General features: G+C 70.9%; 18 protein-coding genes. 10 read left to right on the top strand and 8 right to left on the bottom strand.

Going from position 1 to position 18617, the window contains the following annotated elements:
* Positions 1-75: 75 nt before the first annotated feature.
* The 3 genes from ASF40_RS16185 to ASF40_RS16175 all read right to left on the bottom strand — a co-directional run bounded on the left by ASF40_RS16185 (position 76) and on the right by ASF40_RS16175 (position 2931).
* The gene (locus tag ASF40_RS16185; protein WP_056370872.1) at positions 76-270 is read right to left on the bottom strand and encodes a hypothetical protein; all 195 of its coding nucleotides are present in this window, start codon (positions 268-270) and stop codon (positions 76-78) included.
* 205 nt (positions 271-475) lie between these two features.
* A complete protein-coding gene (locus tag ASF40_RS16180; protein ID WP_056370871.1) occupies positions 476-1630 on the bottom strand; it encodes an AI-2E family transporter in 1155 nt (384 codons plus the stop codon).
* Between the two features lie 62 nt (positions 1631-1692).
* Complete coding sequence (locus ASF40_RS16175) at positions 1693-2931, bottom strand: acyl-CoA dehydrogenase family protein (protein WP_056370867.1); 1239 nt, start codon at positions 2929-2931, stop codon at positions 1693-1695.
* Between the two features lie 145 nt (positions 2932-3076).
* Here ASF40_RS16175 and ASF40_RS16170 point away from each other — a divergent pair, with 145 nt between their 5' ends.
* The 4 genes from ASF40_RS16170 to ASF40_RS16155 are packed head-to-tail and all read left to right on the top strand — an operon-like array spanning position 3077 to position 6635.
* Positions 3077-4015, top strand: a complete 939-nt coding sequence (locus ASF40_RS16170) for a hypothetical protein (protein WP_056370864.1) — start codon at positions 3077-3079, stop codon at positions 4013-4015.
* Entirely contained in the window at positions 4012-5754 is a 1743-nt protein-coding gene (locus ASF40_RS16165) for a Dyp-type peroxidase (protein WP_056370862.1), read from the top strand. Before ASF40_RS16170 ends, ASF40_RS16165 begins: the two co-directional genes overlap by 4 nt.
* A gap of 7 nt (positions 5755-5761) precedes the next feature.
* Positions 5762-6169, top strand: coding sequence for an ester cyclase (locus ASF40_RS16160; protein ID WP_056370860.1), 408 nt, complete (start codon positions 5762-5764; stop codon positions 6167-6169).
* 43 nt (positions 6170-6212) lie between these two features.
* Positions 6213-6635 carry a DUF1801 domain-containing protein gene (locus ASF40_RS16155; RefSeq protein WP_056370859.1) on the top strand — a complete coding sequence of 141 codons (423 nt, stop codon included), beginning with the start codon at positions 6213-6215 and terminating at the stop codon, positions 6633-6635.
* Here the strand turns inward: ASF40_RS16155 and ASF40_RS16150 are convergent.
* The 4 genes from ASF40_RS16150 to ASF40_RS16135 all read right to left on the bottom strand — a co-directional run bounded on the left by ASF40_RS16150 (position 6632) and on the right by ASF40_RS16135 (position 11743).
* A complete protein-coding gene (locus ASF40_RS16150; RefSeq protein WP_056370857.1) occupies positions 6632-7021 on the bottom strand; it encodes an MmcQ/YjbR family DNA-binding protein in 390 nt (129 codons plus the stop codon). The two genes, ASF40_RS16155 and ASF40_RS16150, sit on opposite strands and share 4 nt — an antisense overlap.
* 53 nt (positions 7022-7074) lie before the next feature.
* Positions 7075-8187: an alcohol dehydrogenase catalytic domain-containing protein gene (locus tag ASF40_RS16145; protein WP_056370855.1), complete on the bottom strand. Its 1113-nt coding sequence runs from the start codon at positions 8185-8187 to the stop codon at positions 7075-7077.
* A gap of 82 nt (positions 8188-8269) precedes the next feature.
* Entirely contained in the window at positions 8270-10990 is a 2721-nt protein-coding gene (locus tag ASF40_RS16140) for a cation-translocating P-type ATPase (RefSeq protein ID WP_056370852.1), read from the bottom strand.
* A 63-nt stretch (positions 10991-11053) separates the two neighbouring features.
* Positions 11054-11743, bottom strand: coding sequence for a TetR family transcriptional regulator (locus ASF40_RS16135; protein WP_056370850.1), 690 nt, complete (start codon positions 11741-11743; stop codon positions 11054-11056).
* Positions 11744-11866: 123 nt separating this feature from the next.
* Here ASF40_RS16135 and ASF40_RS16130 point away from each other — a divergent pair, with 123 nt between their 5' ends.
* The 3 genes from ASF40_RS16130 (at position 11867) to sucD (ending at position 15647) form a co-directional block, all read left to right on the top strand.
* Positions 11867-13459 carry an FAD-dependent oxidoreductase gene (locus ASF40_RS16130; protein ID WP_327037410.1) on the top strand — a complete coding sequence of 531 codons (1593 nt, stop codon included), beginning with the start codon at positions 11867-11869 and terminating at the stop codon, positions 13457-13459.
* 88 nt (positions 13460-13547) lie between these two features.
* A complete protein-coding gene (gene sucC, locus ASF40_RS16125) occupies positions 13548-14711 on the top strand; it encodes an ADP-forming succinate--CoA ligase subunit beta (protein WP_056370848.1) in 1164 nt (387 codons plus the stop codon).
* Between the two features lie 33 nt (positions 14712-14744).
* On the top strand, positions 14745-15647 hold the full coding sequence (gene sucD / locus ASF40_RS16120; RefSeq protein WP_056370846.1) for a succinate--CoA ligase subunit alpha: 903 nt from the start codon (positions 14745-14747) through the stop codon (positions 15645-15647).
* A 60-nt stretch (positions 15648-15707) separates the two neighbouring features.
* On the opposite strand, the gene ASF40_RS16115 is transcribed toward sucD, so the two are convergent.
* A complete protein-coding gene (locus ASF40_RS16115) occupies positions 15708-15941 on the bottom strand; it encodes a tautomerase family protein (RefSeq protein WP_056370844.1) in 234 nt (77 codons plus the stop codon).
* A 59-nt stretch (positions 15942-16000) separates the two neighbouring features.
* On the opposite strand from ASF40_RS16115, the gene ASF40_RS16110 reads away from it, so the two are divergent.
* From ASF40_RS16110 to ASF40_RS16100, 3 genes are all read left to right on the top strand, one after another.
* The gene (locus ASF40_RS16110) at positions 16001-16441 is read left to right on the top strand and encodes a nitroreductase family deazaflavin-dependent oxidoreductase (RefSeq protein WP_056370842.1); all 441 of its coding nucleotides are present in this window, start codon (positions 16001-16003) and stop codon (positions 16439-16441) included.
* Between the two features lie 76 nt (positions 16442-16517).
* Entirely contained in the window at positions 16518-17045 is a 528-nt protein-coding gene (locus ASF40_RS16105; protein WP_157549728.1) for a hypothetical protein, read from the top strand.
* Positions 17042-18610 carry a polysaccharide deacetylase family protein gene (locus ASF40_RS16100; protein ID WP_157549726.1) on the top strand — a complete coding sequence of 523 codons (1569 nt, stop codon included), beginning with the start codon at positions 17042-17044 and terminating at the stop codon, positions 18608-18610. The genes ASF40_RS16105 and ASF40_RS16100 overlap by 4 nt, the downstream gene beginning before the upstream one ends.
* The last annotated feature ends 7 nt before the right edge of the window (positions 18611-18617 follow it).

Raw genomic sequence — 18617 nt, 5'->3', positions numbered from 1 at the left:
CCGTGCCGGCGGACCCTCATCGCGTGGAGATGCCCTCCTCGTCGCATGCGCGTCCTCAGATCTGTCGACTCCCGGTCAGTGGCCCGCGATGGCCGTGGCACCCGCACCGTGGTGCACAACCCCGCGGAACCAGGCCGCCAGCGGCAGCCCGGCAGGCCGAGCCGGCGACTGCCCGCGCTCGCGGTGGGCGCGCATCAGCTCGTTCTGGCGAGCGAGGTCGGCGGCGCGGTGCTGGTCGAGGATGTAGCCGGTGTACGTCGTGTCGTTCATGGGTCTCTCCTGTCTGCGGCGGAACCGTCGGAATCGGTTCCGGTTGTGCTGACAGGTACGACTTTCCTCGCTGAGGTGGGTTCCCCTCATCGGGCGATCGCCTTGTCTTGACGGCTGTGGGTACCTTAGATGCCGCATCGGGTGCCTTAGTGCGACGCCGGTGCCCGAGGTGCGCTCGTCCGGTCCTCGCCTCTCCCGCCCGGCGTCAGTCGGCGACGGGATGCTTCGGCCGCGCCCACCGTGCCGGCAGATCGGGCCCGTCCCAGACCTGCACGATGCCCCACGCGGCCGCGGCGATCGGCACCGCGAGCACCGCGCCGACGATGCCGCCGAGCACCGTGCCCACGGTCAACGCGACGAGGATCACGAAGGCGTGCAGCTTCATCGACCGGCCCATCAGCACGGGCTGCAGGAAGTTGCCCTCGAGCTGGTTGACCAGCACCACCACTCCGACCACGAGGAGGGCGTTCACCCAGCCGTTGGCGACGAGTGCGACGAGCGCGGCGATGATGCCGGCGAGCGTGGCACCCACGATCGGGATGAACGCGAGCAGGAAGACCAGCACCGAGAGCGGGATCGCGAGCGGCACCTGGAGGATGAGCAGACCGATCAGGATGCCGATCGCATCGACCGCCGCGACCGTCGCGGTGCCGCGCACGTAGGAGCCGAGCACAGTCGTGGTCTTGTCGCCGATGCGCCGCGCACGCAGGTAGTCCGCGCCGTGGAACGGCCGCAGCAGGAACTCCCACATCTGGGGCCCGTCCTTGAGGAAGAAGAACAGGATCGTCACCATCAGCACGAGCCCGGTGACGAAGTTGGCGACGGCGCTCACCCCGGCGAGGGCGCCGGAGCCGAACTGGGCGCTCGTGACGAAGTCGGTGAGCGTGGCGACCCACTCGTCGATCTGGTCCGGCTGCAGGAAGTCGAACGGCAGCGTCTGCACCCAGGCGAGGAGGCTCTGGAATCCGTCTTCGGCCTGGGCGTACAGGTCCTCCCACTGGTTCTGCACCGCCCACGCGATGAGCCAGCCGAGGAGGCCCAGCAGCACCACGATCGCGATCATCGTGATCAGCGTCGCGATGATCGAGGGGACGCCGCGGCGCCGCATCCAGCTCATCACCGGGTGGAAGGCGCAGGCGAGGATGAGCGCGATCACGAGGGGGATGGTCACGAGCGTCAGCGACTGGATCGTGAAGACGATCCCCGCGACCACCGCCACCACGACGATGATCTGGATCGCCCGGATGCCGAGCCTGCCGAATCCGTCGGCCCACAGGCTCCACGGCGCACGGGTGGCCTTCGGCTCGACATCGTGCGAATCGAGGACCACGCGCTGCGGGTCGTTGCGGAACAGTCCCATGTGCCGAGGGTAGGGGGCGCCGGGGCGAACCCGCGCGGGTTGCGCCGGAGTGCCGCCACGAGCTAGGCGAATGCGCTCATGCCCGTGATGTCGCGGCCGATGAGCAGCGCCTGGATGCTCTCGGTGCCCTCGTAGGTGTGGATCGCCTCGATGTCGGCCAGGTGCTGCATGACGCCGTTCTCGAGCAGGATGCCGTTTCCGCCGAGCATGTCGCGGGCGGTCGACGCGATCCGGCGCGCGGCGCGGGTGTTGTGGTACTTCGCGAGCGAGGCCTGCGTCGGCCGCAGCTCGCCGCGCTCCTCGAGATCGGCCATCCACCGGCAGTACAGCTGCATCGCCGTGAGCTCCTCGAGCATGTTCGCGAGGCGCTCCTGGACCATCTGGAACTTCGCGAGGGGCTTGCCGAACTGGATGCGCTGCTGCGAGTACGCGAGCGCCGCCTCGTAGCAGGCCGTCGCGTGGCCCAGCGCCGACCACGCGACACCCGACCGGGTCGAGTACAGCACGGTCGAGGCATCCTTGAAGCTCTTCGTGCCCGGCAGCACCGCATCGGACGCCACGCGCACGCCGTCGAGCACGATATGCGCCTGATGGATGCCGCGCAGCGACGCCTTGCCGGAGATCACGGTGCCCGTGTACCCCGGGGTGTCCTGCTCGACGAGGAAGCAGCGCACTGCACCGTCGAGCTCGTCGCCGAGCGCCTCGACGCGCGCCCAGACGAACGTGATGCCGCCCGAGGCACCGTTGCCGATCCACTTCTTCGCGCCGTCGATCACCCACTCCTGCGTCGCGGCGTCCCGGCGGGCCACGGTCTCGAGGGACACCGAGTCCGATCCGTGGTCGGGCTCGGTGAGGGCGAAGGATGCTGCGACCTCGCCGCGTGCGACCGGCACCAGCCACCGGGCCTGCTGCTCGTCGCTGCCGAACAGCGCCAGCGTGCGGAGGGCGAGGCCGCCCTGCACCGCGAGCACCGTGCCGAGCGAGCCGTCGCCGCGCGAGATCTCCATGTTCACGAGCCCCGCAGCCAGCGGCGAGAAGCGGGTGAGCGCCGGATGCACGATGCCGTCGTTGAAGAGGTCCAGCTCGCCGCCGCGCATCGCGATGTCGAGCGGGTACTCGCCGGTGTCCCATGCCTCCTGCATGCGCGTGCCCACCTCGTCGACGTACGCCTGCGCGCGCTCCCACACCTCGCGATCGGCGGCGGGGAGGTTGGCGAACACGGCGTAGTAGTCGGTGCCGCGCCGGCGGGTGACGTCGTAGCCCTCGACGCGCTGGCCGGGGCGGGGCTGGAAGTCGGTCATGATCGGACTCCTGGCGGTGGGTGCGGGTGGTGCGGTATCGGATTCTCGTGAAACTGAATCCCACGAACAATAGTACTCAGTGTCATGTGCGGTGTTCGGAATGTCCGCGTGCGCACCGCCTGCCCGCGCTGCTAGCTTCTCGATCATGGAACTGGTCCGGTTCTCGGCGCCCGCACACCTCGACGATGCGGGGCCGGGGTCGGACTTCCCCGATCAGTGGCACGACCTCGTGAGCGGGCTGATCGCCGCGTCGACGGAGGTGAGCGGGCGCGGCGCGTACGTGAACCCGGTGCTGCATCCCGTGCGACGCGATCGCGAGCGGGCGATCACCTGGACGGGGCTCTCGAGGCCGTTGCTCATGAAGCATCGCGACGATCGCCGTGCCGCGTACGCGGCGGCGGAATCGCGCGACGTGCAGATCGAGTACCTCGAGTGGCACGTCGAGAAGGTCGACGGCAGGATCGCGCGGGTCACCTTCACCACCGAGACGCCGGAGTATTGGATGCTGCTCGCAGCGGTGCACCCGGACGCCGTGCTCGCGCTCTACCGGCGACTCGTCTCGCCGGCCGTCGCGGAGGAAGACCTCTTTCCCGACGGCGGCGAGTACGACCCCCGGAACCGGTGGAACACGACCGACGGCATCGTCCACTACGTCATGCCCATCAACTCGATGGGCGATCTGCTCGGCGTCTCGCAGGAGAGCGAGCCGTCGCAGCACGCCGTCGACGGCTACGACGCGCTGCCGTACTCGCGGGCGACCGGTGCCGACGCCCGCATCAACTTCGACGTCTGGGCGATGTCGCGGCAGGGGCTGTCGGTCGCCACGGCTGATCCGCCCGGGCTCTACATGATCGGCTGGGACGACTCGGGCTGGACGAAGCCCGACGGCACGCCGGTCGGCGATTACTGGACGATCGAGCGCGGGGCGCGGGGCGCGGCCCTCCGGGTGACGTACGAAGTGCCGGCAGGGGAGGGGTTCCTGGTGAGCGACATCCGGATCGGCGGGCGACCGATCGAGTTCGGCGCGCAGATCGCCGAGCACATCACGATGTCGGCGCACGTCGTGAGCGGGGCAGCGGCATGAGCGGCGAGGGAGCACAGGCGCTCGCGGGGCTCATGGCGGGCGGCGTCCCGCGGCTTTCGGGCATCGAACTGCCCGCGCCGGAGCCCGGGCCCGTCGCACGCGCGCTCTCGGCGGACGCGCCTGCGGACGGCGAGCCGCAGTTCGATCCGGCGACGATCGCCGACATCCAGGGCAACGTCATCCCCGGCTTCAACAAGGACCACCAGCGGTTCCTGTTCCTGCGGATCGAAGACGTCGAAGGCGCACGCGCCTGGCTCACGTGGCTCGCACCGCGCCTCAGCAGCATGCAGGAGGTGCTCGACTTCCGTCGCGAGTTCCGGCGGGAGCGGCTGCGGACGGGCGCCACCGAGCCCACGACATCCGCCACCTGGGTCGCCTTCGCACTCTCGGGCCCGGCCGTCGCGAAGCTCCTGGGCGACGAGGCGCTGGACGCGATGAGCGACGAGGCGTTCCGGCAGGGGCTCGCCGCGCGCTCGACGTACCTCGGTGACCCGGCCGACCCCACGAGGACCGGCCATCGGGCCCACTGGCGGGTCGGAGGCGATGAATCGGAGGCCGACTTCCTCGTCACGGTCGCCGCCGACTCCGCCGCGGATGCCGAGTCCGAGGCATCCGTGATCCTCGAAGAGGGGGCCCGGAACGGAGTCTCGGTGCTGTTCGCTCAGGCGGGCGAGAACCTTCCGGGCAACCTCGGCGGCCACGAGCACTTCGGCTTCAAGGACGGCGTCTCGCAGCCCGGTGTGCGGGGCGTGACGGCCGACGGCGAACTGCTCGCCCCGCGCTACCTCGATTCGCGTGACCCGCACGCGCGCCTCTTCGGGAAGGCGGGTCAGCCGCTCGTCTGGCCGGGCCAGTTCGTGCTCGGGATGCCTCGGCAGGACCCCGCCGATCCGCTCGTGCCCGCGGCCGACGATGGGTTGTTCCCCGACTGGGCGCGCCTCGGTTCGTACCTCGTCTGCCGGCGCCTCGCGCAGGACGTGCCCGCGTTCTGGGACTTCGCGGCCGCCGCGAGCGCGGAGTACGGCACCGATCCGGTTCATTTCGCCTCGCTGATGGTCGGCCGCTGGCCCAGCGGTGCGCCGGTCTCCCGCGCCCCGGAGAGAGACGACCTCGACCTCGCCGGTGACGAGTTCGCGCACAACCACTTCCAGTTCGACGACGACACGAAGGCGTGGACGCCGGTTCGCCGTCTCGTCGAGGGCGGCTACCGCGGCGACGAGCACCCGAAGGCGAGGGCCGACGTGTTCGGCGACGTGTGCCCGATGGCGGGGCACATCCGCAAGGTGAACCCGCGCGACAGCGGCACCGACTTCGGCGCCCCCGCCGACACGATGCTGCGGCTGATGCTGCGGCGTGGCATTCCGTACGGACCTGTGCTCGCGGGCGTCACCGCTCCGTCACCGGAGCTGGTCGCCGCCGAGCGCGGGCTCGTGTTCGTCGCACACATGGCGTCCATCGAGGACCAGTTCGAGTTCGTCACCCGGCGGTGGGCGAACTCCGCCGTCCAGCCCAACGCCGGCGGGCACGACCCGGTCATCGGCCAGGCCGACGTCCACGGCGATCGCGGCCGCTCGTTCGACGTGCGCACACCGTCGGGCGAGGCGAAGAGGTTCGTCCTCGACCGCGAGTGGGTGATGCCGACCGGCGGCGGCTACTTCTTCGCTCCGGCCATCTCGGCCGTGAGTGGGCACCTCGCCACGGGCGCGGAGGGACCAGGGCCGGTCCGGCCGCCCGGATAATGAGGAGGTGGAGCCGTGGGAGATGCGCGAGTGGTACGCCGACTTCCTCGACGCGTGCAACCGCCACGACCTCGATGCGATCCGGTCGTTCCTCGATCCCTCGGTGCGCCGAGCCCACCTGCCGGCGGGCGCGGACGCCTGGATCGACGACCTGGCGGACCTGTTCGACGCGTTCCCGGACTGGCGGTGGCGGCGCATCCAGCTCGTCGCCGAAGACGACCGCCTCGCCGCCCACGTGCGCGGCAGCGGCACTCAGGTCGGGGCGTTCCGTGGCGTCGCGCCCACCTGCCGGCACGTCAACGTGGCCGAGTTCGCGATGTACCGGGTGGTCAGCGGGCGCATCACCGAGTACTCCGGCTCGGATGCGCGATTCGAAGTGCTGGACCAGCTGAGCGGATCGCCGGCCGGCCGCTGACGGCCTCTGGTCCCGTGTCGGCCTCGGCCGCCATAATGGCGGCGTGAGCGAGATCAAGACCCAGGCGACCGACGCGGATGTGGCGGCGTTTCTCGAGGCGGCGACGCCGCAGCGACGGCGCGACGACGGACTGGCCCTGGCGGAGATCTTTCGCGAGGTGACCGGGGCCGAGCCCGTGATGTGGGGTCCGTCGATGGTCGGCTACGGCAGCTATCGGTACGTGTCTCCGTCCGACCCCAAGCGGCAGGGCCAGTGGCCGAAGACCGCGTTCTCGCCGCGCAAGGCGCAGCTCTCGCTCTACGGGCTGAAGGACCTGCCCGATGGAGCCGAACTGCTGCCGGAGCTCGGAAAGTACACCGAAGGTGCGGGCTGCGTGTACGTCAAGAAGCTCGACGACATCGATCTCGGCGTCCTGCGGCGGCTGATCGCCATCGCGTGGGGGCGCGGCGACGACCCGCTGCCCTAGCCTGCCTGCTCGTCGAACTCGCGTCGCAGGTACTTCGGAGCCTGCACGCGCCACGCCTCGGTGACCAGCTCGGCGAGGTGGTCCTCGTCGATGCCGGCCATGCGGAACGCGATCTTCGGCTCGCCCCACGGCGTGGTCGTGCGCAGGAACACGTCGGGTTCCATCTCGACGAGGGCGAGGGCGTCGATCGGGTCGGCGACTTTGACCCCGACGACCAGCTCGGACGCGATGATGGCCCGCATGTCGTCGGGGATGCTCGGCCAGGGATGGCACTCCCAGGCGTAGAGCTTGTTGCGCACGAACCAGGCGGCGCCGCCCGTCATCGCGCGCTCCTCGCTCCCGGGGAGCACGGCCGCGGTGCCGCGCAGATCGTCGAGGGTGGCCACGCCCCGAGCCTACGGCGCACCTCCGACGCGCCCACGGCCCCTGCGCCGTGCGGTCAGAACGTAATCAGCTGGCGCAGCTCGCCGCCCGCGGCGAGCCGGTCCATGGCCGCGTCGAGGTCGTCGAGGCCGATGCGGGACGAGACGAGCCGCTCGAGCGGGAGGCGTCCCGCCCGCCACAGCTCGACGTAGCGGGGGATGTCGCGGCTCGGCACTGCCGAGCCGAGGTAGCTGCCCACGATGGTCCGCGCTTCGGCGGTCAGCAGCAGCGGAGACACGCTCGCGCGCGCGTCGGGCGCCGGCAGCCCTACCGTCACCGTGGTGCCGCCGGGCGCGGTCAGGGCGAGGGCGGTCTCGAACGCGCGCGCGGCGCCGGCCGCCTCCACGACGACGGGGGCACGGATGCCGCGGTCCACGGCCTCCGCGGGAGTCAGCGCCCCGCTCGCCCCGCACTCCAGCGCGGCGGCGAGCTTCGAGGGCACCGTGTCGACCCCGATGGCCTCGTGCCCGAGGGCGACGGCGACCAGGAGCGCAGCCATGCCGACACCGCCGAGCCCGACCACGACGACCCGGTCGCCTGGTGCGGGGCGACCGGCGTTGACCACCGCACCGCCGCCGGTGAGCACCGCGCAGCCGAGCAGCGCCGCGATCTCCGCCGGCACATCGGCGTCGACCGGCACGACCGACGCGCGGCTCAGCACGGCGTGAGTGGCGAACGCCGAGACGCCGAGGTGGTGATGCACGTCCTGCCGCCCGCCACCGCGAGGGCGATGCAGGCGGATGCCGCCACCGAGCAGCGTGCCCGCGGCATTGGCCGCCGAACCCGGCGTGCACGGCAGGCGCCCGTCGGTGAGGCATCCGTCGCACTCGCCGCAGCGGGGAAGGAACGTCATGACCACGCGATCGCCGACGGCGAGATCGCCGTCATCGTCGCCCAGCCGCTCGACGATGCCGGCGGCCTCGTGGCCCAGCAGCATCGGCACCGGTCGCACGCGGTTGCCGTCGACGACACTGAGGTCGGAGTGGCACACCCCCGCGGCTTCGATCCGCACGAGCAGCTCGCCGGGGCCGGGTGGGTCCAGCTCGAGCTCGCCCACCGTGAACGGGTGCGTCTGTGCGAACGGGGGCTCGGCGCCCGAGACTTCGAGCACTGCTCCGGTGATCCTCATGCGACCTCCTCGTCGTGCGACCGTACCCCGAACGGAGAACGCGCGCCCCCCATGCGGGTGGCGCGCGTTCTCTGCGTCCGTGTCAGGCCTGCGCGGCGCGGCGGCGGAGCCTCGCGCGGCGGACCCACTTCTCGAGCTCGATCAGCACCGGCACGAGAAGGGCCAGGCCGAGCGCGGTGAGCCACTCGTTGCCCGAGAGGCCGATCGTGCCGACGAGGCGCTGCATGAAAGGCAGCTCGACCGCGACGACGGTGAGGGCCAGCGGGATCGACAGCCACTTCACCGCGTCGATGATCGGTGCGGCGAGACCCGACTCGGGGTCGCGGCGCATGACGAGTCCGCCGAAGATCGAGCCGAGCGCGCAGACCACGAACGCCATCGTGACCGGCACGTTGGGCACGGTCGAGCTGAGCAGGTCGGGGTACAGCAGCAGCGGGACGAGCGTCGTGATGAAGATCAGACCGCCGTAGACGAACCAGAGCGTCACCGCCGCCGGGTTGGCGATCGTCTTCTTCGGGTCGCGCGGCGGCTTCAGCATGATGCCGTCCGGCACCGGATCGAGGAGGATCACGATGACCGGGAAGATGGCGATGAAGAAGTTGAGGAACAGCACCATGATCGGCGTGAGCGGTACACCGTTGTTGATGTCGAAGATGCTCGCGACGAGGAACAGCAGCACGAGCGAGAACAGCTGCGACATCTGGAAGCGGACGTAGCTGACGATCTTCTCGTAGATCGATCGGCCGAGCCGGACGGCCGTCACGAGCGTGCCGAAGTTGTCGTCGACGAGGATCATCTTCCCCGCCTGCTTCGTGACGTCGCTGCCGGAGCCCATCGCGACGCCGATGTCGGCCTGCTTGAGCGCGGCGGCGTCGTTCACCGCGTCGCCGGTCATCGCGACGACCGCACCCTCCTCCTGCATGAGGCGGGCCAGACGCAGCTTGTCCTCGGGGGTGACGCGGCCGAACATGTGCAGGCGCGGGAGCGCCGCCTTCAGATCCTCGTCGCTCATCGCCTGGATCTCGGCACCGCTCGCCGCGCCGTCACCCAGCCCGAGCTTCGCGCCGATCGCCGCGGCCGTGATCGCGTGGTCGCCCGTGATCATGCGGACTTCGATGCCCGCCTCGCGCGCGATGCGGACGGCCTCCTTCGAGGAGGGCCGCAGCGGGTCGATGATGCCGACGAGACCGACGAACGTGAGGTCGGAGACGGCCGCCATGGGGTCGTCGGCCACCGGCGCGTCAGGCGCGAATCGGCGGAACGCGAACGCGAGGACGCGCAGGCCCTGCTCGGAGAGCGAGCGATTCGCCTCGAGGATCGCGTCACGGCGGTCGGCGATGGGCACGACGCCCTCCATCGTCGCGACCGAGCTGCAGCGGTCGAGCACGACATCGGGTCCGCCCTTGACGTAGCCGACGAGGGTCTCGACGCCCTCCACAGGGATCTCGTGGAACGTGCCCATGAACTTGTACGCCGAGTCGAACGGCACCTCGGCGATGCGCGGGAACTTCGCCCGCGTCAGCTCCGCGTCGGCGCCGAGCTTCGCGGCGAGCACGACGAGCGCGGCCTCCGTGGGGTCGCCGATCACCGCACCGTCGTCGGACACCGTCGCGTCGCTGCAGAGCGTGAGTCCGAGCGCGAGCTGGTTGAACTGGGGGACCGGCAGGCCCGCGACGTGGCGCACCTCGCCCGACTTCTCGTACCCCGAGCCCGCGACGGTGAACCACTCGCCGCGGTAGTACAGCGACTCGACCGTCATCTCGTTCATCGTGAGCGTGCCGGTCTTGTCGGAGTTGATGGCGCTCGTCGCACCGAGCGTCTCGACGTCCGTCAGGTTCTTGACGACGGCCTTGTGCTCGGCGAGCTGGCGCGAGCCGTACGAGAGCATCGCCTGCACGAACGAGGGCATGCCCGTCGGGATCGCCGAGATCGCCATCGAGATGCCGAGGAGGATCACCGATGTGATCTCCTGGCCGCGCAGCAGCCCGGTGATGATGATGATCGCGACCGCGCCCCACGCGATCCACCCGAGCACGCCCGTGAGCGAGTCCAGCTCGCGCTGCAGCGGGGACTTGGCGGGCTTGACCGCCGAGAGCATCGACGCGATCTGGCCCATCTGCGTCTGCATGCCCGTGTCGGTGATGACCACCGACGCCGTGCCGCGGGTCACCTGGGTGTTCTGGAACACCATGTTCGTGCGGTCGCCCAGGGTCGTCTCGGGGTCGCTGAGGGTGCCGGCGTCCTTCGGGATCGGCGCGCTCTCCCCGGTGAGCGCCGCCTCCTGCGTCTCGAGCGTCGCCGAGCGTACGATGCGCCCATCGGCAGGCACGATGTCGCCGGCCTCGAGGGCTACCACGTCGCCCGGCACGAGGGTCGTGGCATCGACTTGCAGGAGCGACCCGTCGCGGACGACCTTCGCCTGCGGGATCTGCATCTTGGCGAGGGCGTCGACGGATGCCTTCGCCTTCATCTCCTGCCGCGTGCCGAGGACGATGTTCAGCACGACGAGCGCGCCCACGAGGATGCCGACGCTCACCTGGTTGATGAAGAGGCTGATGATCGCGACGGCGACCAGCATGACGTTCATCGGATCCGCGAGCTGCTGCAGAGCGACCTGCCACGTCGACGGCGGCTTCTCGGCGGCGATCGAGTTCGGGCCGTGCGCGGCGAGCCGCTGGGCGGCGTCGGCGGCGGTCAGGCCGCGGTCGCGGTCGCTGCGCAGGGCGGCGACCACGGCATCGGGATCCTGTGTATACCAGAGGGCTTTGCCCGCCGTGTCCGGCGACGTGTCCACGGTGCTCATGGCTCGAACATAGCGCCGCGGCGTCGCACTGCGACACCGAATCCGGTCGGCGCGCCGCCGGAGTCAGTCGTCGAGTCGCTCGCGCAGTCGACGGGCCACTTCCGCGGTCGGCATGGACCGGGGGAACACCGCGACGACCACCTGGTCGCCGGCCGGATCCTTCTCGCCGTCCGGAAGGACGCCGAAACGACGGCGGGCATCGTCGAGCGCCGTGCGCAGCACCGAGACCGGCACCTTCTTCGGGCCGCGGATGAGCCGGCGCAGCACGTGGTTGTGGATCGCCGTGATGAGCGCCGAGAACCCGACGGCGTCCAGCGGGTCGAGGCCCGGCAGCGACGCGCGCAGGTACTCGTCGAAGAGCCGCTCGTACCGGAACACCGTCACGATCTCGCGATCGCGCAGCGCCGGCACGCCGCGCACGACCGCATAGCGTCGCCGTGCGAGTTCGGGATCGGCCGCGAAGTGCGCATAGACGAAGACGGATGCCTCGCACACGGCCGCCCACGGATCGCGATGCGGCTGCGCCAGGAACTCGCGCAGGCGCTCGAGGAGCAGCTCGTGGTCGGTGAAGACGACGTCGTCCTTGCCGCCGAACTGCCGGAAGAAGGTGGAACGCGACACCCCGGCGGCCTGCGCGATCTGCTCCACCGAGGTCTGGTCGAACCCCTGCTCGGCGAAGAGCTCGAGCGCGGCGGCGACCACGGCCGCGCGGGAGGCGGCCTGAGCGGCGGAGGCGGCAGCGGTGTCGGACATCTCGGGGAGAGCCTAGTGCGCGCACCGCCGTGAGCACGGCATGCCGGCGCGCGCCACGCCCGCTGCGGGTCCCGTGGCGTCAACGGGGTCGACACAGCGGATGCGGAGGTCTTCTATAGGGCCATGACGCCGATGACGCCGATCTGGAAGCAGGATGCCGAGAGCGTCGCGGGTACGCCGTTCGAGCCAGGCCGGAGACGCGACGTCGTGGTCGTCGGCGCCGGTCTGACCGGCCTGTCGACCGCGCTGCTGCTGACCCGTCAGGGCATGGACGTCGCCGTGGTGGAGGCGGACGAGGTGGGCGGCCTCGCATCGGGCGCGAACACCGGCAAGCTGACGCTGCTGCAGGGCTCCGTCCTGTCGGCGCTGCGCCGCCACCACCCGGCGAACCTTGTGCGCGCCTACGTCGAGTCCAACATCGACGGCGCGCAGTGGCTCACCAGCATCGCCGATGAGCTCCGTGTGTCGTATTCGCACCGCACTGCCTACTCCTATGCGCAGACGCCCGCGGGGGTCGCGGTCATCGAGGCCGAGCTGAACGCCGCCACCGAGGCGGGACTGCCGGTGCGGCGCGTCGAGCCCGACCTGCTCGCCCAGTCGCCGTTCGACATGGTCGACGCGGTGGCGCTCGATCGTCAGGTCGCGATCGATCCGCAGCGACTGCTCGTGGCCCTCACTCACGCGCTGCTGCGCGAGGGCGGGACGCTGCACACCGGAGTGCGCGTGACCAGGGTGCACGCCGTGCCGCGCGCGGGTGTCGAGACCGAGGCGGGATTCGTCGCCGCGGACCACGTCGTGCTTGCGACCGCGACACCCATCACCGACCGGGGGCTGTATTTCGCCAAAGTGCGGGGACTGCGCTCCTCGGGCGTCGCGTTTGCGACGGAAGGACCCCTCCTCGAGGGGCTTTACCTGGCGGTCGACGGCGAGACGAAGTCGGTGCGATCGATCACCGCGGACGACGGCCCGGCACACGCGGCGCAGCTCGTCGTCGGCGGCAACGGCTTCCCGGTGGGGCGTTCTGCGTCCCCTCTGGCCGCGGTGAACGGGCTCGTGGCGTGGACGCAGCATCACTTCCCCGGCGCGGAGCCGGTGGCGTCGTGGTCGGCGCAGGACTACGAGTCGCACGACCTCATTCCCTTCGTCGGCGCGATGCCGCGCGGGCTCGGGCGCATCCGGTTCGCCACCGGCTATTCGAAGTGGGGTCTCTCGAACGCGCCGGCCGCGGCGCTGCGGCTGACGGCGGAGATCACGCGGGTGCCACGGCGCGAGCGCCCGGACTGGATGAACGTGATCGCCACGCGGTTCACGGTGCCCGCCGACCTCGCTCGCGGCGGCGTGCAGAACCTGCGCATCGGGTGGGAGGCGGCATCGGGATGGATCGGCGCGCAGGCCGTGCCGACTCCCGTCCGCCGGCCGGCCGAGGGGGAGGGCGTGGTCGCCAGCCGAGGCGGTCAGCCCGTGGGAATCTCCACGGTCGAGGGACGCACATGCGCGGTGAGTGCCGTCTGCACCCATCTCGGCGGCGTGCTGCGGTGGAACGACGCCGAACTCACGTGGGATTGCCCGCTGCACGCTTCGCGGTTCACGGCGGACGGATGCCGCATCGAAGGGCCCGCGCTCCGGGACCTGTCCCGTCTGCCGCGCGTGCCGGGCGAGGAACTCGACGACGACCCCGGCGCGTCGCTGCGGTCAGAACCGGACATCGACCGGTAGTAGGCTGGGGGACTGGTCGATATCTCGACGTCGAGACGCTTTTGAGCGTCGTCCCCACCCCCATTCGCCACCTGCGAAGGAAATCACTGTGGATCTGTACGAGTACCAGGCACGAGACCTTTTCGAGAAGTACGAGGTGCCGGTGCTCGCCGGCATCGTCGCGGACACGCCGGAGGAGGTGCGTGCCGCAGCCGAGAAGATCGGCGGTGTCGTCGTCGTCAAGGCCCAGGTCAAGACCGGCGGTCGCGGCAAGGCCGGCGGCGTGAAGGTCGCGAAGACCCCCGATGAGGCCTACGAGGCCGCGAAGGCCATCCTCGGCCTCGACATCAAGGGCCACGTCGTCAAGCGCGTCATGGTCGCGCAGGGTGCGCGCATCGACAAGGAGTACTACTTCTCGGTGCTGCTGGACCGCGCCAACCGCTCCTACCTGTCGCTCGCGTCGGTCGAGGGCGGCATGGAGATCGAGGAGCTCGCCGTCGAGCGCCCCGAGGCGCTCGCGCGCATCGACGTCAACCCGGGCACGGGCATCGACAAGGCGAAGGCCGTCGAGATCGCCGAGGCAGCCGGCTTCTCCGCCGACCTGGTCGACAAGGTGAGCGACGTCTTCGTCAAGCTCTACAGCGTCTACAAGGGTGAGGACGCGACGCTCGTCGAGGTCAACCCGCTCGTGCTCACCGAGGAGGGCGACATCATCGCCCTCGACGGCAAGGTCTCGCTCGACGAGAACGCCGACTTCCGTCACGCCGGGCATGCGCTCCTCGAAGACAAGGACGCCGCCGACCCGCTCGAGGCGAAGGCCAAGGCCAATGACCTCAACTACGTCAAGCTCGACGGCGAGGTCGGCGTGATCGGCAACGGCGCGGGGCTCGTGATGTCGACGCTCGACGTCGTCGCCTACGCCGGCGAGAATCACGGCGGCGTGAAGCCCGCCAACTTCCTCGACATCGGCGGCGGCGCCTCGGCCGAGGTCATGGCCGCGGGCCTGGACGTGATCCTGGGCGACCCGCAGGTGAAGTCCGTGTTCGTCAACGTGTTCGGCGGCATCACCGCGTGCGACGCGGTCGCCAAGGGCATCGTCGGCGCGCTCGCCGAGCTCGGCTCGTCCGCCTCGAAGCCGCTGGTCGTGCGCCTGGACGGCAACAAGGTCGAGGAGGGCCGCGCAATCCTGCGCGACGCCAACCACCCGCTCGTGACCCTGGCCGAGACGATGGACGAGGGCGCCGACAAGGCCGCCGAGCTCGCCAACGCCTGAACCGCAGACATCTGACAGAGGAACCGAACAACAATGTCGATCTTTCTTGACAAGGACTCCAAGGTCATCGTCCAGGGCATCACCGGCGGCGAGGGCACCAAGCACACCGCGCTCATGCTCAAGGCCGGCACCCAGGTCGTCGGCGGCGTGAATGCCCGCAAGGCGGGCACCACGGTGCTGCACACCGACGCCGACGGCAACCCCGTCGAGCTCCCCGTCTTCGCCTCGGTGCAGGAGGCCATCGACGCCACCGGCGCCGACGTCTCGATCGCCTTCGTGCCGCCCGCCTTCACCAAGAGCGCCATGGTCGAGGCCATCGACGCCGAGATCCCCCTCCTCGTCGTGATCACCGAGGGCGTGCCCGTCGGCGACACCGCCGAGGCGTGGGCATACGCGCAGTCGAAGGGGAACAAGACCCGCATCATCGGCCCGAACTGCCCCGGCATCATCACGCCCGGCGAGTCGCTGGTCGGCATCACGCCCGCCAATATCACCGGCAAGGGCCCGATCGGCCTCGTGTCGAAGTCGGGCACCCTGACCTACCAGATGATGTACGAGCTGCGCGAGATCGGGTTCTCGACGGCCATCGGCATCGGCGGCGACCCGATCATCGGCACCACGCACATCGACGCGCTCGCCGCGTTCGAGGCCGACCCCGAGACCAAGGCGATCGTCATGATCGGCGAGATCGGCGGCGACGCCGAAGAGCGCGCCGCCGACTTCATCAAGGCCAACGTGACCAAGCCGGTCGTCGGCTACGTCGCGGGCTTCACCGCTCCCGAGGGCAAGACCATGGGCCACGCCGGCGCCATCGTGTCGGGTTCGGCGGGCACCGCGCAGGCGAAGAAGGAGGCCCTCGAGGCCGCCGGCGTCAAGGTCGGCAAGACGCCGTCCGAGACCGCCGCCCTCATGCGCGAGATCATCGAGAGCCTGTAAGGCGCTTCACCAAGGGACGGATGCTGCAGCCCGGGGCTGCAGCATCCGTCCCTTGTCGTTTCAGTCGGCGGCGGAACCGCCGAATCTTGCCACCTGGCCCGCGCGGTCGGCGTCTTCGCTGGCGAGGACGCCGCCGTTCGCGACGAAGTCGGCGGCGACCTCCTCGAACATGATGCGCACGTCCTGCCGGCGGGCGCCGAGCGCCTCGACGGCGGCATCGGTCACCAGTTCGGCGAAGCGGCGTCGCTGGTCGACGGTGCGTCCGGGAAGGAGTTCGACTCTGAGGTTGGGCATGACTCGACCATAGGGGTCCCGCGACCCGGCGGGTGTCGCCGCGGCTTTACGCTGGTGGAATGCCGCTGACCGGAGAGTACATACCGTCCACGTCCGATTGGGCCCGCAAGCAGGCCGAGGTGTTCGAAGCGTCGAACGGCGAGAAGGCGAACACCCTGCGCGGCGTGCCGATCATCGTGCTGACCACGGTCGGCGCCAAGTCCGGGGCCCTGCGCAAGACCGCGCTCATGCGCGTCGAGCACGACGGGCGCTACGCCGTCGTCGCGTCCAAGGGCGGCGCACCCGACGAGCCCAAGTGGGCCGAGAACATGCGCCGGCAGCCTCACGTCGAGCTGCAGGACGCCGATGCGAAGCAGGACTACATCGCCCGCGAGCTGGCCGGCGACGAGCGCGTCGAATGGTGGGAGCGGGCCGCGGCGGTCTGGCCCGACTACGACGACTATCAGAAGCGCACCGACCGGCAGATCGCGATCTTCGTGCTCGAGCCCCACGAGCACTGATCTCGCGAAACTGAGGCGTTCCTGAGCGGTCCGCCCCGAGACCGCTCCTAGACTCGGCCCCGTCGAGGGGGTGGCCGTGTCCGGGGACGCACGCGTCGGATCCACCGCGCGGAGGTGGGAGATCGCGCTCGCCTGCGCGGCCGCTGCCCTCGTGCTGGCGGCGGTGGCCGTCGCCGCCTTCGTCGCCGTCCCGCCGACGATCGCGAACCTCTCGAGCGAGGTCTCCGATGGGAGCGACCCGACCGACCTCGGTGACGCCTCGGTCGTCGTGCCTGCCGACTGGGTGGTCACGCGCCACTCGGAGGACGCGATCACGGTGCGCACACCCGACGGCGCGCTGCGCGCGAGCCTCGAGTCGGTCGACGAGAGGCCCGGCGACGTCGTCGCCGCCGCGGCGGCGGGCGATCCTCGTTCGGAGCTGCTCGCCTCCGGCCTCACCGCGGTGCACGTCGACCTCGACGACGGCGGGGTCGTCGCGGGGGTGGGCGAACCGGATGCTGCCCCCAGCGTGCGCGTCACCGTGCAGGTCTCGCCGGCCGAGGGCGCTGAACCGGCGGCCTACCGGTCCGCCATCGGCGATCTGCTGGAAGGCATCCGGCGATGAGGGCGCGGTGGATGGTGGCCGCCCTCGCCGCTGCGGTCCTCGCGCTGTCGGCGTGCGCGCCGGCGTCGCAAGAGGGCTGGGAGCCTCCGGCGTGGGCACCCGAGGTCGTGCACGCGACGGATCCGGTTCCCGAGATCTCCGCCGCCGCGGACGGGCCGCTGGGCGCGGGCATCGTCCCTTTGCGCGTGCGCAACGACGCCGTCGGCCTCCAGGCCCGCGTCGCCCTCCTGCCGGCCGGCGCCACCACCGACGCGTTCAACGCCCAGGTGGAGCAGTTCGTCCGCGGCGCGATCGCGGACCGCGTGGTCGCATCGGGGACGGCGTTCGTGCCGGCGCCTTCGGCCGTCGGGTCCGGCCTCGGGGATCGGCGCTGCGCTTCCGGCAGCACGCGGCGCCCGGCCGCGCAGCTCCTCGCCGATCCCGCGTTCGGGCCGGTGGGCGGGTCGGGGACCGCCGTCGTGTGCGGCATCGTCGCCGCCGGCGGGACGATCGTGGGCGAGCGCGTCCGAGTGGTCAGCGCAGACGCCGCCGGCGTGCACTTCGATGCGACGACCACCCTGTACACCGATGTCGCGACCGGTGAGACGGCTGCGGCCGACGGTCTGTGGACCGAGCATGCGGCCGCGGCGCTCGGCGCGCACATCGTCGAGGCGCTCCGGCGTGACGCGGGCGCACTCAGCCACCGCCCGGTCGTCGTGGGCGATGAGACCCAGATCGCGGCGATCCAGGCCGCGCTGGGCTCGACCGTGCCGTCCGACGAAGGCCTCGTGATCACCCTCGCACCGGGCTTCACCGCACCGGACCTGGCCGGGCTGGGCGCGCCTGCGACGACCGAGCCCATCGAGTTCGCCATTCCGGCCGAGGTCGCGGCCGACCTGGTCTCGCCGCTCGGCGCGCGCGTGCTGGCCTCCTCCGGCCAGCCCTACACCGGACCCGTCGCGGCGCCCGCGGGAGCCCGCGCCGTCGACTGCGACCTCGTGCCCTGCGTCGCACTCACCTATGACGACGGTCCGTCGTCGTACACGCCCGGCATCCTCGACGAACTGGCGGCTCGCGACGCCGCGGCGACGTTCTTCGCGATGGGCCAGAACGCGCAGGGCTACGCCGACACGCTCGCCCGCATGACGAGGGAGGGGCACGAAGTCGAGGGTCACACGTGGAACCACCCGCATCTGCCCCAGCTGACGGACGCGCAGGTCACCGCCCAGGTCGTCGACTCCACGCGCGCGCTCGAGGCGGTGTCCGGGCAGGACATCACCGTGTTCCGTCCGCCGTACGGCGAGTTCACACCGCGGGTGCTCGCCGCAGCGGGTATGCCGGCGATCCTCTGGGACATCGACACCCTCGACTGGCAGGGCCCGGCTGACGACGTGCTGATCGCACGCGCCGTCGAACAGCCGCGCGCCGGGTCGATCGTCCTGCTGCACGACGTCCATGCGGTCACGGCGCGCACCGCGGGCGCCGTCCTGGACGGGCTCTTCGACCGGGGGTTCCAGCTCGTCACCGTGCGGCAGCTGTTCGGCGGGGAGCTGCCGACGTCGGGCTCCTGGCGTCGCGCCCCCTGAGCGTGCT

Source organism: Microbacterium sp. Leaf288, assembly GCF_001422925.1.
Lineage (GTDB): Bacteria > Actinomycetota > Actinomycetes > Actinomycetales > Microbacteriaceae > Microbacterium.
Note: the sequence above shows the minus strand (reverse complement) of the source record. Positions and strands in the feature narration are given on the sequence as shown.